Raw genomic sequence first — 13,943 nt, 5'->3', positions numbered from 1 at the left:
CCAGGTTTTATCGCTTTTGTTAGTCGCTGAACGGGTAATCCCGCCGTTCCGGGTCGGCACGTAACGAAGGGGTGGATTCGCCCCAGCCAAGTGCCGCCGATATCTTCTCGGCGGCGGCCCGGGTACGCTCGAAGACGGTTTCGCGGTCGAATCGCGCCGCCTTCTGCGGCAGCAGCGGGACGGTGAGCGCAGCGATGACGGCGCCGGTATGATCTCGCACCGGCATGGAGATGTTGGTGCAGGCTTCGACCGCGAGCGAAGCGCGCATTTCGTAGCCGAGCCTTGCCACCTCGTTCAGCCGAGCCTCGATCTCGGCCCGTGTGCCCTGCCCTTCACCGGCGGCCACGATGCGCTCGATGATGCGCTCGCGCTCGGCTCGGTTCGAATGGGCAAGCAGCACGGCACCCGAACTGGTTTCGAGGATCGGGAAATGCGACCCGAGTGCAACCGAATAACGCATCGGCAGCGGCGAATCGATCTGCAGCACCACCAGCGCGCTCCGGCCCTCGCGCACCACGAGATGGCAGCTCTGATCGGCATTGGCGGTCAGTTCGCGCATCACAGGCAGCGCGCATTCGACCAGCCGGTTTACCGGTGGATGCATGTGGGCCAGTTCGAACAGTTTCAGCGACAGCCGGAAGCGATCGGACTGCGTGCGGAAGATGTAGCCGCGCTTCTCCAGCAGAAGCAGGATGCGGTAGATTTCGTGGATGGAGCGGCCGAGGGCGGCCGCGATCTCGGTCTGGGTCAGCGTCTCGGCGCTGGAGGCCATGAACTCCAGGACGTCGAGCGCCTTCTCCACGGCCGGCACGCGGTAGCCGTTGCGGCCGCCTTCGGCTTCGTCTGGAGTCTCGGCGACACTGGCCATCACGCAACGCTCCGTTGCGGCTGGCCCTGCCGGGTTTCGCGGTAGAGGCGGTTCAGATGGTCAGCGAGTTCGGCCGCAGTCATGTCGCCGGCGATGGCGGCAGCCGCATGCGGCGCGCATTGGCGGAAGAAGGCGATGAAGCCCGGATGCGTCGGGCGCAGATAGGACGAGGCGATCGTGCGCAGCGTCGAACTGAAGAAACCGCCGGAGAGATGGTTGACCTCGGCATCCTTCCAGGCCGCCAGCGATCCCGGCTGCCCGCCTGACCTGACATAGTCGCCCCGCTGATATTCGGGCGAGCACAGGAACAGCGCGTAGTCGATCGCTTCCTGCTTGTGGTTCGACTGGGCGCTGACGCCGATGCCGGCGCCGCCGAGCAAGGCGCCTGCGGAGCGCGGCGTCGGCACGTCGGCAAAGCGCAGATACGGCCTGTCGGTCTTCGCGGCGTAATTCACATAACCGAAGGCGAACGGCACATAGACCACATCATCATGCGCGACCATGTGGTCGTAGCAGCGGATCGGGTTCCATTTCGATGAGTTCGGATGCGACAGCGCCGCAAGCTCGCGCAGTTGCCCGATGGCTTGTTCGACCATGTCCCTGGCGATGAAGTGCTCTGCATCCTCCCGTGGATGGCCAAGCGTCAGGAGCATGCACATGGCATCCGTCGGCACCGAGGGCAGGCCCAGCCACTTGCCATCCTTGCGCGCCTGCCGGCCAAGCTCGACCACGTCGTCATGCGTGCGCGGCACCGGCCCGTAGCGCTCCAGGAGATCCGGGCGATAGGAAGCGACCTGGCAGGCGGCATCGATGGGCAGCGCCCACTGGCGTCCGTTCTTTTCGTAGGATTGCCAGGAGGCACCGACGGAATCGCGTTCGAAGAACCGGATTTGCTCCGCCGACAGATAGGCGTCGAACGGCACCATCAACTCGTCCTGCGCGATGTCGCCGATGAAGGGATGGTCGAATACGACCAGATCGTAAGTGGCAAGCACCGGGCCGAGCGCACCCTCGCCGAATTCATACAGGCTGCGGCGGTCCCATTCGATTTCCAGGCCCGGATTGCCAGCGCAATACGGCCCCACACTGGCGTCGAGCGGACCCCAGCAACGTCGATGATCCCACGCAAGACCGCGCAGTCTTGTCATTTCAGGCAATTCCTCCCTGGAACCGGACATGCGTGTCCGGCCCGCCGTAGTAGCAGGTATTTTCACCCAGACAAATAGTTTTTACATATGCAAACGGCGAACCTATCGCCGGCTGACCATCCTCATGCCAGCCCGAACCGCTCCACGGCGCGCATGATGCCGCGCAGTTCGGCGAGCCCTTTCAGCCGGCCGATCAGCGAGTAGCCGGGGTTGATCTTCTTCTTGCCTATGTCGTCGGCAAGCAGATGACCGTGATCGGGACGCATCGGGATCCGCCAGTCGGCGCGGCCTTCCCCGCGGCGGCGCGTCTCTTCCTGCATCAGAGCGAGGATGACATGCGCCATGTCGGTGCCGCCCTCGAGATGCTCGGCCTCATAGAAGGAGCCATCCTCCTCGATGGTGATGTTGCGCAGATGGACGAAGTGGATGCGGTCGGCGAATTCCTTGACCATGGCGACGATGTCGTTGTCGGCGCGCGTGCCGTAGGAGCCGGTGCAGAACGTCAGGCCATTGGCCGGGCTGTCGACTGTTTTGAGGATGAAACGCGCATCCTCGGCGGTCGAAACGATGCGCGGCAGGCCGTAGAGCGAGAACGGCGGGTCGTCGGGATGGATGCACATGCGCACCCCCTCCTCTTCAGCCACCGGAATGATCTCGCGCAGGAACCAGGCTAGGTTTTCGCGCAGTTCCTTCGGGCCGATCGCATCGTATTCCGCCAGCGCCTCGCGAAAGCTGTCGCGGTTGTAGCTGCGCTCGGTCGCCGGCAGGCCGGCGATGAGGTTGCGCTCGACCTGATCGATCTTCTCAGGCGTCAATTCCTTCAGCCGCGTCTCGGCCGCCGCGATACGAGCCGGCGTATAGCTTGCCTCGGCATTCCTGCGCTTCAGCACGAACAGGTCATAGGCCGCGAAATCGATCGCATCGAAACGTAGGGCATAGCCCGTCGTCGGCAGCCGATAGGCCAGGTCCGTGCGGGTCCAGTCGACCACGGGCATGAAATTGTAGCAGATCGTCGCGATGCCGGCCTTGGCAAGCGATCGGATCGAGTCGCGATAGTAGCCGGCATAGCGCTCGCGTTCCGGCGCGCCGATCTTGAAGGAATTGTGGACCGGGATGCTTTCGACGACCGACCATGTCAGGCCGGCGGCCTCGATGATCCGCTTGCGCTCCAGCACTTCGGCCTCAGACCAGGCCCTGCCGTCATAGATGTGATGAAGCGCCGAAACCACGCCGGTCGCTCCAGCCTGCTTGACATGCTCAAGCGTCACCGGATCATCCGGACCATACCAGCGCCAACACTGTTCCATGAAGCCTCCTCGACATTTTCGGCAACCATATTGTTGGACCACAAGGCTGTCAACAAGCCAGAACTATGGCTCCCACAGACCGCCTTTGGCCATTTCATCTCGCTTCCAGTTGATTTCCCATCGTGTTCGCCGTAGCCTTGGTCCAACAAATGGCACGAGGTATTCGCGTGGAACAAGGTGATTCCGACCTGGCCGGAACGACAGACGACGCCGGGGTCAGCAGTTCGGCCGTCGACCAGACCGTACGGCAGATCCTCGATCTCATCCGCAATCGCTCGATGTCCGTCGGCGACGTGCTGCCCACCGAGCGGGAACTTTGCGAACTGTTCGGCGCCAGCCGCAACACGATACGCGAGGCGTTGCGCACCATCCGGACCTATGGCCTGATCGATCCCAAGCCGCGTGTCGGCGCGGTGCTGGCCGACCGCCAGAATGTCGCGATCCAGAATTTCTTCGCCGCCCAGATGGACATTTCCAAGACCTCCTTTCACGACATCCAGGGCTTTCGCCGCATCATCGAAGTGAGCATCGGCGACCACGCCATTCTCAATGCCAGCGCCACCGAAATCGATGCCCTTGACGAGATCAACGGCCTGATAGAGGCCAGCAAGGATGTGCAGGAGGCCGCGCAGCGCGATTTCGATTTCCACCTCGCGCTGGTGAAGCTCGCCGGCAACCGCATGCTGGTGCAGACCTATCAGTTCCTGTCGCCGGTCATCCTGCACATCATGACGGTCGGCAAATCCATCCGGCCGATCCTCAGCGAAACACGCCGCGCCCATGGCGAGATCATCGCGGCGCTGCGCGCGCGAGACCGTATCGCCTATAGCTATCTGATGAGCCGGCATCTCGATTTCGGCTTGCGCTTCGTTCCCGACGACCTCGAAAACGTACGGACCCCAACTCCTTCCAGGGATCTGCCTTCTTCCAGGGATCTGCCTTCTTCCAAGGATTTGCACCATGTCTGATTTTGAGAACAAGGTCGCGCTGATCACCGGCACGACTGGAATAGCACTCGCCACCGCAAGGCGGCTGGCGCAGGGCGGCGCCGCCATCATAGGCTGCGGCATCGACCGGGCGGCCAATGCCGCCATGCAGGAAGGCCTCGTCAAGGCCGGAGCCAAGGCGCTGGTGCAGACAGTGGATGTCTCGGTTTCGGACCAGGTTCGCGACGCGGTCGCGGCCGGCGTCGAGCGGTTTGGCGGCATCGACATCATCGTCAATTCCGCGGCGGTCCATCCCTATGGAACGGCGACCACGACCGACTGGGAAACGTGGAACAGGGCGATGACCGTCAATGTCGGATCGATCTACCTGACTGCGCATTTCGGCATTCCGGAGATGGTCAAGCGCGGCGGCGGCGCCATCGTCAATGTGGCTTCGGTGCAGGGCTTCGCCTGCCAGCAGAACGTTGCCGCCTATGCCACGACCAAGGGCGCCATCCATACGCTGACGCGCTCGTTGGCGCTCGATTACGCGGCATCCGGCATCCGGGTCAATTCGGTCAGCCCCGGCTCGATCCGAACGCCGATCCTCGAGAAGGCCGCGCGTGGCGAAGGCGGCAGCGACGCCGATGTCGAAGAGGCCTACAGGCGCTTCGGGGCGGCGCATCCGCTTGGCCGTATCGGCGAACCGGAGGAGGTGGCGGAGCTCATCGCCTTCCTGTGTTCGGCGAAGGCCGGCTTCTGCACCGGCGCGGACTACAAAATAGATGGCGGCCTGACCGCCGGTATCGGCGTGAAATAGACCATGAAGATCGGTCTCGGCCTTTACCGGGAGTCGCTCACCCCCGACAATTTCCGCTTCGCCCGTCAGGCGGGCGCCACTCATATCGTCGCCCACCTCACCAACTATTTTCGCGGCCGCGACCCCTCGCTATCCGCCGGCAGCGAGAAGGAAGGCTGGGGCGACTGCTCCACGGACGAACTTTGGAACTACGAGGATTTCGCCGGCCTGGTGAAGATCGTGCACGACAATGGTCTGGAAATCGCCGCGATCGAGAATTTCTCGCCGCGCTTCTGGTCGGACGTGCTGCTCGGCGGTCCCGACAGGACCAGGCAGATCGAAGGCTTGAAGCGCCTTGTCCGCGATGCCGGGCGCGCCGGCATTCCCTGCATCGGCTACAACTTTTCGATCGCCGGTGTCTGGGGCTGGTCGCGCGGGCCGTTCGCGCGCGGCGAGGCGATGTCGGTGGGGCTCGATCTCGCCGCCATCGACCCCGACCTGCCGCTGCCCGACGGCGTCGTCTGGAACATGCGCTACCGTGCCGGCCGGCCGAGTGCCGAACCTGTGACGGTCAGCAGCGAGGAACTCTGGCAGCGGCTCGGCGGCTTCCTGCAGGAACTCGTTCCGGTGGCCGAGGAGGCCGGCGTGATGCTGGCGGCGCATCCCGACGATCCGCCGGCGGAGGCGTTGCGTGGTGCCGCGCGGCTGGTCAACCGGCCGCAGAAATACGACCGGCTGATGGGCATCGTCGACTCGCCGTCCAATGGGCTGGAACTCTGCCTCGGCTCGCTGCAGGAAATGCCGGGCTCGGACGAGATCTACGAACACGTCCGGCGCTTCGCCCGGACCAAACGCATCGGCTACATCCACTTCCGCAACGTGCGCGGCAAGGTGCCCAGGTATCACGAGACCTTCGTCGACGATGGCGACATCGACATGGCCGAGATCGTGCGCATCCTGCGCGATGAAAACTATGACGGCGTGATGATCCCCGACCATACGCCGGAAATGTCCTGCGACGCGCCCTGGCACGCCGGAAAGGCATTTGCGTTGGGCTACATGCGCGCGCTGGTCCAGAACGCCGCGGCGCTCGGACCTTCGCGCACCCAATCCACCAGCATCCGGATGCACGCCTGATGACCATTCGCGGCGGCATGAGCGCCATGTAGGCCACCGCGCGGCAGGGAACCGGACCAGGCTTGGCGGGTTGATCCGGCTGGGCAGTCAGGTGCCGATATGCCATCGACCGCGATCCGGAACACACAATACGATCCCGCCACCAGGATCCTCTCCGTCTAGTTCGTGCCGAGCGGCAATCGCTATGACTATCTGGACGTTGCCCCGGCGACCTATGCCGCTTTCAGGAAGGCTTACTCGAAAGGCCGCTTCTTCAACGCATTCATCCGGGATCGCTACAGCTACCGTCGCGTGGCGTGACGGGCGCTAACGCACTTTTCCTGGCGAAGTTCTGGCTAGAAGCAATGCGCCATCTGCCCGAAGCCGCTCGGGGTGCATGTGCGGCCGGCATGGCTGACGTGGGGCCTTGGACCCGCCCGGTGACCGCTCTGGCAGCCGCTTATCGCCAGCAACAGACCCAAAACCAGGAGTCTTCTTCCAACCTTGATCACCACGGCAACGCCTGGCGCGGGTACGTCTGACGGGAGCCTGAAGGCCCTCGGATCGCATTTCATCGCGTCTCGCGACAGGCCTCAGGGGTTTTGTCGGCAGCGCGACCGCCGACGCGATCGATTGCGGTTGGAATGGCAAAAATTCTTGCCGCCGAAGCCCGAATGAGCGTCGGCAAACCGGGGTTGGAGGGCTTGGTTCGCCGACGCTCGACGATCGCGGTGGTTGGGGGTACTGGGGGGTCGTCGGTACCGCGAACCCCCATGTATTAGCACTTGCGAATATAAAGATACAGGGCTATTCGCGAATAAACACAGCTGATTTTGTCGAGGATTGCTGCTGGGAGCCTGGGATTGCCTGCGGGCAGCAGCCATCGACCTTTTTACGCAGGACGGAAGCCAGTTTCCAGGTGGGGATCATGCCGGCGCAGGAATTTGCGCAGCGGCAGCTCGAACCTGATGTACATCCGCCAAGCGAAAAGAACTGATGTTGCTGTGCCGATCACGATGACAAGGTCCGGAGGAATCGGAAAAGCGGTCCACACCATCAGAAGCAGCGTTATCGGCAGAGTGTGGATCAGATAGAGCATATAGGAGGCATCGCCGAGGGACGTCCAGACGCTCGGTTTCGCGTCGATCTGCATCGTGCCGAAAACGATCATCGCCGCCGGGAGACCGTAGACCAGCACGCGCTGGAAGCCGTTATCGCCGGCGAGAAACTCCATCGTCCCCCCTCCCGGCGCTATCCCGATGAAGCCGGTGGCTATCATCGCCACGGCGCCGATCGGCAGGCACCAAACCGCCGGTTTCCACTTGGGCATGTAGGCGAGACCGACGCCGAAGCCGAACTCGATGACCAGCGGGTTGCCAAGAAACTGCGGGACCGGACCCGCCGAGCGAAACATCATCGCGAGGCCGAAAATACCGACGAGTCCGACCAGCAGTCGCCGGTCGATGAGAACGACGGTCGCGGCGGCGTAGAAAAGCATTTCGAAGCACAGCGTCCAGGCCGCTGGCAATGCCGGCGCGGTCATTTGGTCAGTGGCAGGCCACAGCAGGAGTGTCGCCAACGCGTCGCGCCAGCCGAAGCCTGTTTTGTAGGCAACGATCGCATAGGGGATGCTGATCAGCAGGTAGAGCGGAACAATGCGCCGGAACCGTCTCCAGGCGAAAGATCGCCAGGTCAGACCAGGCGCCGTCCTGGCAATAATCACCCCCGATATGACAAAGAAGATGTCTACGCCCGCAAAGCCGGCCACCTGAAAATCGTGAGGCAACAGGCCATTGGATCCGGTGGCCGTAACGGCAGTCTGGGCTGCGTGGACATAGACGACCATCAGCGCGGCAACGAAGCGAAGTACTTGCAAAGACCAGATCAACCGGGCAGGCCCTGACTATTGGCCGCCAGGGCTTGGTATGGCCCCACCAAGGAACCGCGGCAAGAGCATGGGGACACGCCGAGCGTAGTCGCCGTATTCCGGGAAGGTTTGCCGAAGGATAGCCTCCTCATTTCTCGCGCGCCTATACTGCAAAAGAAATTGAAATGCGCTCAGTGTCACCATCAGCATCGAAAAGTGCGAAAGGACCATCCCCAGAACGAATACCGCCTCGCAGATGTAAAGCGGATGCCGGACAACCGAGTACGGGCCAGTGGTAACCAGGCGACGAGCCGTCGCCATGAGTGAGAAGGAACGGCCCAGCCAATAAAGACAAAAAATCGAACTGGCCGTACCGATGAGGATCAAGCAGAGGGCCACCACTTGCGCCGCCTCGCTTGGCAATGCCGGAGTCAGGTTCAGTGCGAGCAGGATCATGAATGTTCCAGCTACCGCGGTCACCCGCGGTTCAATTCCCTGCGCGGTTCCCTTCGGCGGAAGGCGGGCGATGGTCATCACAAGCTGCAGCAACAGAAACACGGTTGACGCCACTTGAGTGACGATTGCGAGCGAAATTTCCGAGGTGTCCTGACGAAAATAGAGGAACAGGGGTGTCGCGCTGGACGTCGCCAAGACCATCATGGCAAAGATAATAGCAATGCGGCCAAGAAAATCTTCGTTCAACATCTCGCCCCCTACCTAAGTAATCACCTAAGCATCTCTTCTGCGCTCCCGCAAGAATATGGTTCGCAAATAGTTAACGGTGCGCCCTTTAAACTTTTGATTAAGCTATCGGACCTACCCTAGCCAAATGCCCAACGTTCTTACCCTGCTTCGCGTCCTGGCGCCGATCTCAATTCTGATTTCAGCCATTGCGACGATTGCACTCAGCCCTCACAGCGCGATGTTTGCGTTTTGGTTGGCGTTGCCGCTGAATGCGGCTGGATGGCCCGCGCTTCGCATGGCGGAGCGGACTACCGTCAGTTAAGCTGATTCAGAATTCCCGAACTGGTGGCGACCACCAGCGCCGAATATATCTGCGTAACCATCGCGCATATGGCTGCCGCCGATATGGGGACGCCAAAGGGTACGACGCCTTTGCGATCCATGTGCTCGACATAATGGCGAAATAGTCCTGCTGGCAGCAAAAAGGGATTCTTGACCAGTGCGGCCGTGGCGATCGCAAAGACCAACAGCAACACGGAAAAGACGGCAAGGTTGCTTCCCCCGATGAGAAAGGGGGTGACGCTCAACAGTTTCACATCGCCAGCCCCAATCTTGCGTAACAGCCAGAATGGAAAGAGTGCGACGAACAGGATGGAGCCGCCAATCGCACTGATGCCCATCTCCAGCCACGAGCCGGTCTGCAGTGAATGCAGTTGCAGCGCGGCAAGTCCCAAGCAGAGCAACAGCAATACGTCGCGGTTGGTGATCTTCTGCACGCTGAAATCCGTCCAGGCGATTTTTGCAAGGAGCAAAATGGCGAAAGCTTTGAACAGAAGCGCGACGGCGAGCAGCATTGGATTGCCTACCGTTCTATATTCTGCACGCTGGATGACAGCAGCTTCAGATTGTTGGCTACCGTAGGGTCGTTGGGTGCCAGCTCATAAGCCTTGAGGAAATTCGCGCGGGCATCCTGCAGCTTGCCGCGCAGCAGATAGGAATAGCCGACATTGTTGTAATATTCGGGCGACGCACCCATCAGCTTGAAGGCTCGGCCATAGGCCCTGTCGGAAAGATCGAAGCGGTGGATCCGGTCGGTACAGGCGGCCAGCCCCATCCAGGCGCCGCCGTCATTGGGGGCGAGCTGCGTCGCCTTGAAGAACAAGGCGCCGGCATTGCCGTAATTCTCGGCGCGAAACTGGTTCTTGGCTTCCGCGACGGCCTGGTCCGAGGCGTAATATTCGACGTCGCTGACCGTCTTCAACCCGTCGAAGGCATCGCCAAACGACGTTACGTCGCCTTTCGACGGCTCGTTGGTGCGGACGACACCACCCGTGGTGTCCGCGCCGTTCGTCTGGCAGCCAACAAGCGCCATCATCAACAGACTGGCTGCGGCTGCGACTGAGAGGCGCATTGGCCCTGTCATTTTATCCCCCGAGAGTCCTGCGACTCTGTTTTAGAATCAAAGCATATACGGTTTCAGAAGAAAATGCCCTTCATGCGAATGATCACCGGCAACATGATCACCATCATCACCACCGGGAAGATGCACAGCCCCAACGGAATCATCATTTTGACGGGCAAGGAGTTGGCGCGTTCTTCGGCATGAAGAATTCTCTGGCTGCGCATCTCTTCGCTGTAGACGCGCAAAGCGTCGGTCAGGCTGGTGCCGAGCTCTTCCGACTGCCGAAAAAGGACGGCCAGCGCCCTCGCCTCGTCAAGGCCGATTCGGTCGGCGAGGTCGCGCAGCGCCTCGCGCAGCGGCTTTCCGGCACGCAGCTGCAGATTCATGATTGAAAGCTGGATGCCGAGCCATTTATGGGTGCCAGCCAGTTCGCTGCTGACACGCTCCACCGCTGCNTCATGATTGAAAGCTGGATGCCGAGCCATTTATGGGTGCCAGCCAGTTCGCTGCTGACACGCTCCACCGCTGCTTCCAGGCTCATGCCCGCATCCGCGCAGGTGATCATCATATCCATGAAATCAGGAAAGGCGCGGCGATAGACTTCCTTCTGCGCACTCTCGAAGCGATCAAGCAGAATGCTGGGCACCACGATGCATGCGAGCCCGAAAAGAGCAGAACCGGCAAAGCCTATGAAACCGGGCATTTGAGGCGGGAGAACTCGCGACAAGAGCGCATAGGCAGCCAGAAAACCGGCACAGGCAGCAGCAAGCCGTGACAAGGTGTAAATGAGCGGAGCGCTGGTCTGATAGAAGCCGGCTCGAAACAGCTTCGCCTCGAGCGCATTTGGTTCGTCCCGTTCCTTCTCCATCGACCGGAAATAGGCGTCGACTGGTCGCTGCGCGGATATCTTCGCGAGCAGTTCCTGTCCAGCGAGCGAGCGGCGATCGGCAATCCCTTCCGTCTTCAGGCTTTGCGCAACCAGCGTCCGCGTCTGCAGCGCCGGGAGGAACACAAGCGCGCCGAACAGAAATAGCGCAACCGCCGCCACGAAGACGGCAGCTGAGATCAAAAAGCTCAGATCCTGGATGATCGAAAACAAGTTTTTGCTTCGCTCCCGTCAGAAATCGAAATTGACCATGCGGTACATGATGAAGTCACCCAATAGCGCCCACAGCCCGAAAATCGTGAATACCGGCAAGATCAGCGGATTGCCCCAGACGGAGCCGTAATAGGACGGGGCAAGCAGCAGAAGAATCAGGAACATCACAATGGGAAACAGTGAGATGATCCATGCGGATACACGGCCCTCTCCCGAAAGTGCCCTGATCTTCATCCTGAGTTTCTGCCTCTCGCGCAGCACCACGGAAAGATTGGACAGGATCCCGGTAAGATTGCCACCCGTCTTGGCCTGGATCGACAGCGAGATCGACAGCAGGTGAAGGCCCTCGAAGCCAACGCGTTGCGACAGCTTCCGCACGGCTTGCTCGATGCTGAGACCAAATGTGATTTCGTCGGAAACAATGCCGAATTCGGTGCCGAGCGGATCAGGCATTTCGCGCGCTACGAGCGCGACCGCGACCGAAGCCGGATGTCCGGCGCGCAGCGAACGGACGATCATGTCGAGCGCATCCGGGAGCTGTTTTGCAAATTTCAGAATGCGCTTGTTGCGGGCGCGGCGAAGAACGAGAAGCGGCAGCCCAACTCCGATCACCAGAAAAGCGATGAGCGACGCCAAGGTGGAGAAATGCAACAGGACCGACATCAGCAACGAAATCGCCAGTCCGGCGCTGAGAAACGTCGCGGCGAAAACCATTGGGTTTCCGGTGATGCCGGACTGGGTGTAAAGCCTGTTCAGCCAGATCATCCCGAATAGAAAATCGCCTGATTCCGTCAGTCCACGTTCGCGCAGCAATCCCTGCAGGGTCTGTTCCGCTGGCGCTTCGTCCGCCAGCCGCCGCAGCCGGTGGTTGATCACCCCAATCCGGGATCGGCGCCCGGCAAAGGAAAGATACAGGGCCTCGCCGGCGAGAATGACCGAAGCCGCCGCCAGCATATAGATAAAATATAGCAATGCCTGGCCGGTCGGCATCAGAGGGCAACCTGTGGGTTGAAGGCATCCTTGGCAAAATGATGCCCGAGCGTCGCTGCCTCCGGCGCAAAACGCGGACGAACGCCGGTGGCGCGGAACTCCCCGATGACCTTGCCGTCCGAGGTCACCTCGCGCCGTACGAAGCTGTAGATCTCCTGCAGTTGTACGATATTGCCTTCCATGCCGGTCAGTTCGGAAATAGACGTCACGCGCCTGCCGCCGTCCGACAGGCGCTGGGTCTGCACGATGATGTCGATGGCCGAAGCGATCTGGGCGCGAATGGACTCGTGGGTCATCGGCATGCCGGCCATGCCCACCATCTGCTCCAGCCGCGAGATCGCGTCGCGCGGCGTGTTGGCATGGATGGTGGTCATCGAGCCCTCGTGGCCGGTGTTCATCGCCTGCAGCATGTCGAAGGCTTCCTCGCCGCGAACTTCGCCGACGATGATGCGGTCGGGCCGCATGCGCAGTGCGTTCTTCAGCAGCTCGCGTTGGCGGACCTCGCCCTTGCCCTCGACATTGGGCGGGCGCGTCTCGAGCCGGCCGACATGCGGCTGCTGCAGCTGCAGCTCAGCCGCATCCTCGATGGTGATCAGGCGTTCCCTTGAGGGAATGTAACTCGACAGCGCATTGAGCAACGTCGTCTTGCCGCTGCCGGTACCGCCGGAAACCAGGATCGACTTGCGTGCCTGGACAGCGATGCGCAGCAGTTCGATCATCGGCGGCCGGATTGAATTGAATGCCATCAAACGTTCGAGCGAATAGGGATTCTTGGAGAATTTGCGGATCGAGACCAGCGGGCCGTCGACGGAAATCGGTCGTACCGCGATATTGACGCGTGAGCCGTCATCCAGCCGGGCATCGACCATCGGCGAGGACTCATCGACGCGCCTGCCGATGTTCGAGACGATCTTGTTGATGACCCGCAGCAGATGCGCCTCGTCGCGAAACCGGATGGCCGTCTCTTCGACGATGCCGCGTCGCTCGATAAAGACGCGTTTGTGGGTGTTGATCATTATGTCGGTGATCGTGTCGTCCTTGAGCAGCGGTTCGATCGGCCCGAGTCCGAGCATCTCGTCGGCGGTTTCGCTGGTAATTTGGTCAAGCTCACGCGCGTTCAGCGGCACGTTTCGGTTCCGGACAAACTCTCGAACGATCGGAAGGATCTCATTCAGGATCTCATCCTTGGAGGCACTTTCAAGCGCGGTCAGATTGAACCGATCGATCAAATGGCGATGAAGCTCGACCTTTAGTGTCAGGAAATTATCGCCGTGGGACTCAATGTCGGAAGCCGGCGAAAGGACCGGCGCGACAGGCAGAACCGCCAACGACTCGGCCTTGGTGGCTACCGGCTGCTCGCTCGCCCCCTTGATAAACCGCCCCAGCATAATCCCCTATGCTCCCCTTCACTGCATATTAGGCGAAACTAAACATTAACCACGTGCGGCACAAGCGTCAGAACGCCTGCAGGCAGTCAATACTTTCAACATAGTTAAGGACCGCTGCGGAAAAAAATCGTTTTTATTTTCACCTTTGCATTGCTCAAATTGTGGTGGCGCCTTTAGCTACGAGTATCCTGCAACCCCTGCGTGCCTCGGGCAGGTGACCTCATCCGGCAATCGGCTCTTAAGCCCTTAGATATAAAAGAATATGCCAACTAGCTAAATTAAGGATTACTCAATTAGCCGGGCGACATAATTGTGAACGAATGGTTAAGAGCGCTTGAAAAATTAGCCG

General features: G+C 60.8%; 14 protein-coding genes. 4 read left to right on the top strand and 10 right to left on the bottom strand.

The genetic code is table 11. The annotated features are described in order from the left end of the window. Positions 1-19: 19 nt before the first annotated feature. The 3 genes from X741_RS160490 to uxuA all read right to left on the bottom strand — a co-directional run bounded on the left by X741_RS160490 (position 20) and on the right by uxuA (position 3,323). Positions 20-868, bottom strand: coding sequence for an IclR family transcriptional regulator (locus X741_RS160490; protein ID WP_023776624.1), 849 nt, complete (start codon positions 866-868; stop codon positions 20-22). Further along, entirely contained in the window at positions 868-2,016 is a 1,149-nt protein-coding gene (locus X741_RS160495; protein ID WP_023776623.1) for an extracellular solute-binding protein, read from the bottom strand. The genes X741_RS160490 and X741_RS160495 overlap by 1 nt, the downstream gene beginning before the upstream one ends. A 122-nt stretch (positions 2,017-2,138) precedes the next feature. After that, positions 2,139-3,323 carry a mannonate dehydratase gene (uxuA, locus tag X741_RS160500; protein ID WP_023776622.1) on the bottom strand — a complete coding sequence of 395 codons (1,185 nt, stop codon included), beginning with the start codon at positions 3,321-3,323 and terminating at the stop codon, positions 2,139-2,141. Positions 3,324-3,490: 167 nt separating this feature from the next. On the opposite strand from uxuA, the gene X741_RS160505 reads away from it, so the two are divergent. From X741_RS160505 to X741_RS01000000166305, 4 genes are all read left to right on the top strand, one after another. Next, complete coding sequence (locus tag X741_RS160505; RefSeq protein ID WP_031249820.1) at positions 3,491-4,291, top strand: FadR/GntR family transcriptional regulator; 801 nt, start codon at positions 3,491-3,493, stop codon at positions 4,289-4,291. Next, complete coding sequence (locus X741_RS160510; protein ID WP_023767812.1) at positions 4,284-5,069, top strand: SDR family oxidoreductase; 786 nt, start codon at positions 4,284-4,286, stop codon at positions 5,067-5,069. The genes X741_RS160505 and X741_RS160510 overlap by 8 nt, the downstream gene beginning before the upstream one ends. Before the next feature lie 3 nt (positions 5,070-5,072). Next, the gene (locus X741_RS160515; RefSeq protein WP_023776620.1) at positions 5,073-6,185 is read left to right on the top strand and encodes a mannonate dehydratase; all 1,113 of its coding nucleotides are present in this window, start codon (positions 5,073-5,075) and stop codon (positions 6,183-6,185) included. Positions 6,186-6,350: 165 nt separating this feature from the next. Next, positions 6,351-6,485, top strand: a complete 135-nt coding sequence (locus tag X741_RS01000000166305; RefSeq protein WP_245272656.1) for a KTSC domain-containing protein — start codon at positions 6,351-6,353, stop codon at positions 6,483-6,485. Between the two features lie 571 nt (positions 6,486-7,056). Here X741_RS01000000166305 and X741_RS160520 read toward each other — a convergent pair. From X741_RS160520 to X741_RS160545, 7 genes are all read right to left on the bottom strand, one after another. Then, complete coding sequence (locus X741_RS160520) at positions 7,057-8,052, bottom strand: acyltransferase (RefSeq protein ID WP_051410403.1); 996 nt, start codon at positions 8,050-8,052, stop codon at positions 7,057-7,059. A gap of 15 nt (positions 8,053-8,067) precedes the next feature. Further along, positions 8,068-8,736, bottom strand: a complete 669-nt coding sequence (locus X741_RS160525; RefSeq protein WP_023776618.1) for an isoprenylcysteine carboxylmethyltransferase family protein — start codon at positions 8,734-8,736, stop codon at positions 8,068-8,070. 293 nt (positions 8,737-9,029) lie between these two features. Further along, positions 9,030-9,569 carry a prepilin peptidase gene (locus X741_RS160530; RefSeq protein WP_023767808.1) on the bottom strand — a complete coding sequence of 180 codons (540 nt, stop codon included), beginning with the start codon at positions 9,567-9,569 and terminating at the stop codon, positions 9,030-9,032. A gap of 8 nt (positions 9,570-9,577) precedes the next feature. Further along, positions 9,578-10,126: a tetratricopeptide repeat protein gene (locus tag X741_RS160535; protein WP_023767807.1), complete on the bottom strand. Its 549-nt coding sequence runs from the start codon at positions 10,124-10,126 to the stop codon at positions 9,578-9,580. Positions 10,127-10,191: 65 nt separating this feature from the next. Further along, positions 10,192-10,566 carry a type II secretion system F family protein gene (locus X741_RS1000000170780; protein ID WP_245272655.1) on the bottom strand — a complete coding sequence of 125 codons (375 nt, stop codon included), beginning with the start codon at positions 10,564-10,566 and terminating at the stop codon, positions 10,192-10,194. A 668-nt stretch (positions 10,567-11,234) separates the two neighbouring features. Further along, positions 11,235-12,206, bottom strand: a complete 972-nt coding sequence (locus X741_RS160540) for a type II secretion system F family protein (RefSeq protein ID WP_023776616.1) — start codon at positions 12,204-12,206, stop codon at positions 11,235-11,237. Continuing rightward, on the bottom strand, positions 12,206-13,594 hold the full coding sequence (locus X741_RS160545) for a CpaF family protein (RefSeq protein ID WP_023776615.1): 1,389 nt from the start codon (positions 13,592-13,594) through the stop codon (positions 12,206-12,208). Before X741_RS160545 ends, X741_RS160540 begins: the two co-directional genes overlap by 1 nt. Positions 13,595-13,943: the final 349 nt, after the last annotated feature.

The organism is Mesorhizobium sp. LNHC221B00 (assembly GCF_000502935.1).
Taxonomy (GTDB): domain Bacteria; phylum Pseudomonadota; class Alphaproteobacteria; order Rhizobiales; family Rhizobiaceae; genus Mesorhizobium; species Mesorhizobium opportunistum.
The sequence above is the reverse complement of the archived record's forward strand: the minus strand, read 5'-3'. Positions and strand labels throughout refer to the sequence as shown.

What these genes read in the sequence shown, in the direction of transcription:
- X741_RS160490 (WP_023776624.1), bottom strand. Translation starts at nt 868, where the DNA reads ATGGCCAGTGTCGCCGAGACTCCAGACGAAGCCGAAGGCGGCCGCAAC.
- X741_RS160495 (WP_023776623.1), bottom strand. Translation starts at nt 2,016, where the DNA reads ATGACAAGACTGCGCGGTCTTGCGTGGGATCATCGACGTTGCTGGGGT.
- uxuA (WP_023776622.1), bottom strand. Translation starts at nt 3,323, where the DNA reads ATGGAACAGTGTTGGCGCTGGTATGGTCCGGATGATCCGGTGACGCTT.
- X741_RS160510 (WP_023767812.1), top strand. Translation starts at nt 4,284, where the DNA reads ATGTCTGATTTTGAGAACAAGGTCGCGCTGATCACCGGCACGACTGGA.
- X741_RS160515 (WP_023776620.1), top strand. Translation starts at nt 5,073, where the DNA reads ATGAAGATCGGTCTCGGCCTTTACCGGGAGTCGCTCACCCCCGACAAT.
- X741_RS160525 (WP_023776618.1), bottom strand. Translation starts at nt 8,736, where the DNA reads ATGTTGAACGAAGATTTTCTTGGCCGCATTGCTATTATCTTTGCCATG.
- X741_RS160530 (WP_023767808.1), bottom strand. Translation starts at nt 9,569, where the DNA reads ATGCTGCTCGCCGTCGCGCTTCTGTTCAAAGCTTTCGCCATTTTGCTC.
- X741_RS160535 (WP_023767807.1), bottom strand. Translation starts at nt 10,126, where the DNA reads ATGCGCCTCTCAGTCGCAGCCGCAGCCAGTCTGTTGATGATGGCGCTT.
- X741_RS160540 (WP_023776616.1), bottom strand. Translation starts at nt 12,206, where the DNA reads ATGCCGACCGGCCAGGCATTGCTATATTTTATCTATATGCTGGCGGCG.
- X741_RS160545 (WP_023776615.1), bottom strand. Translation starts at nt 13,594, where the DNA reads ATGCTGGGGCGGTTTATCAAGGGGGCGAGCGAGCAGCCGGTAGCCACC.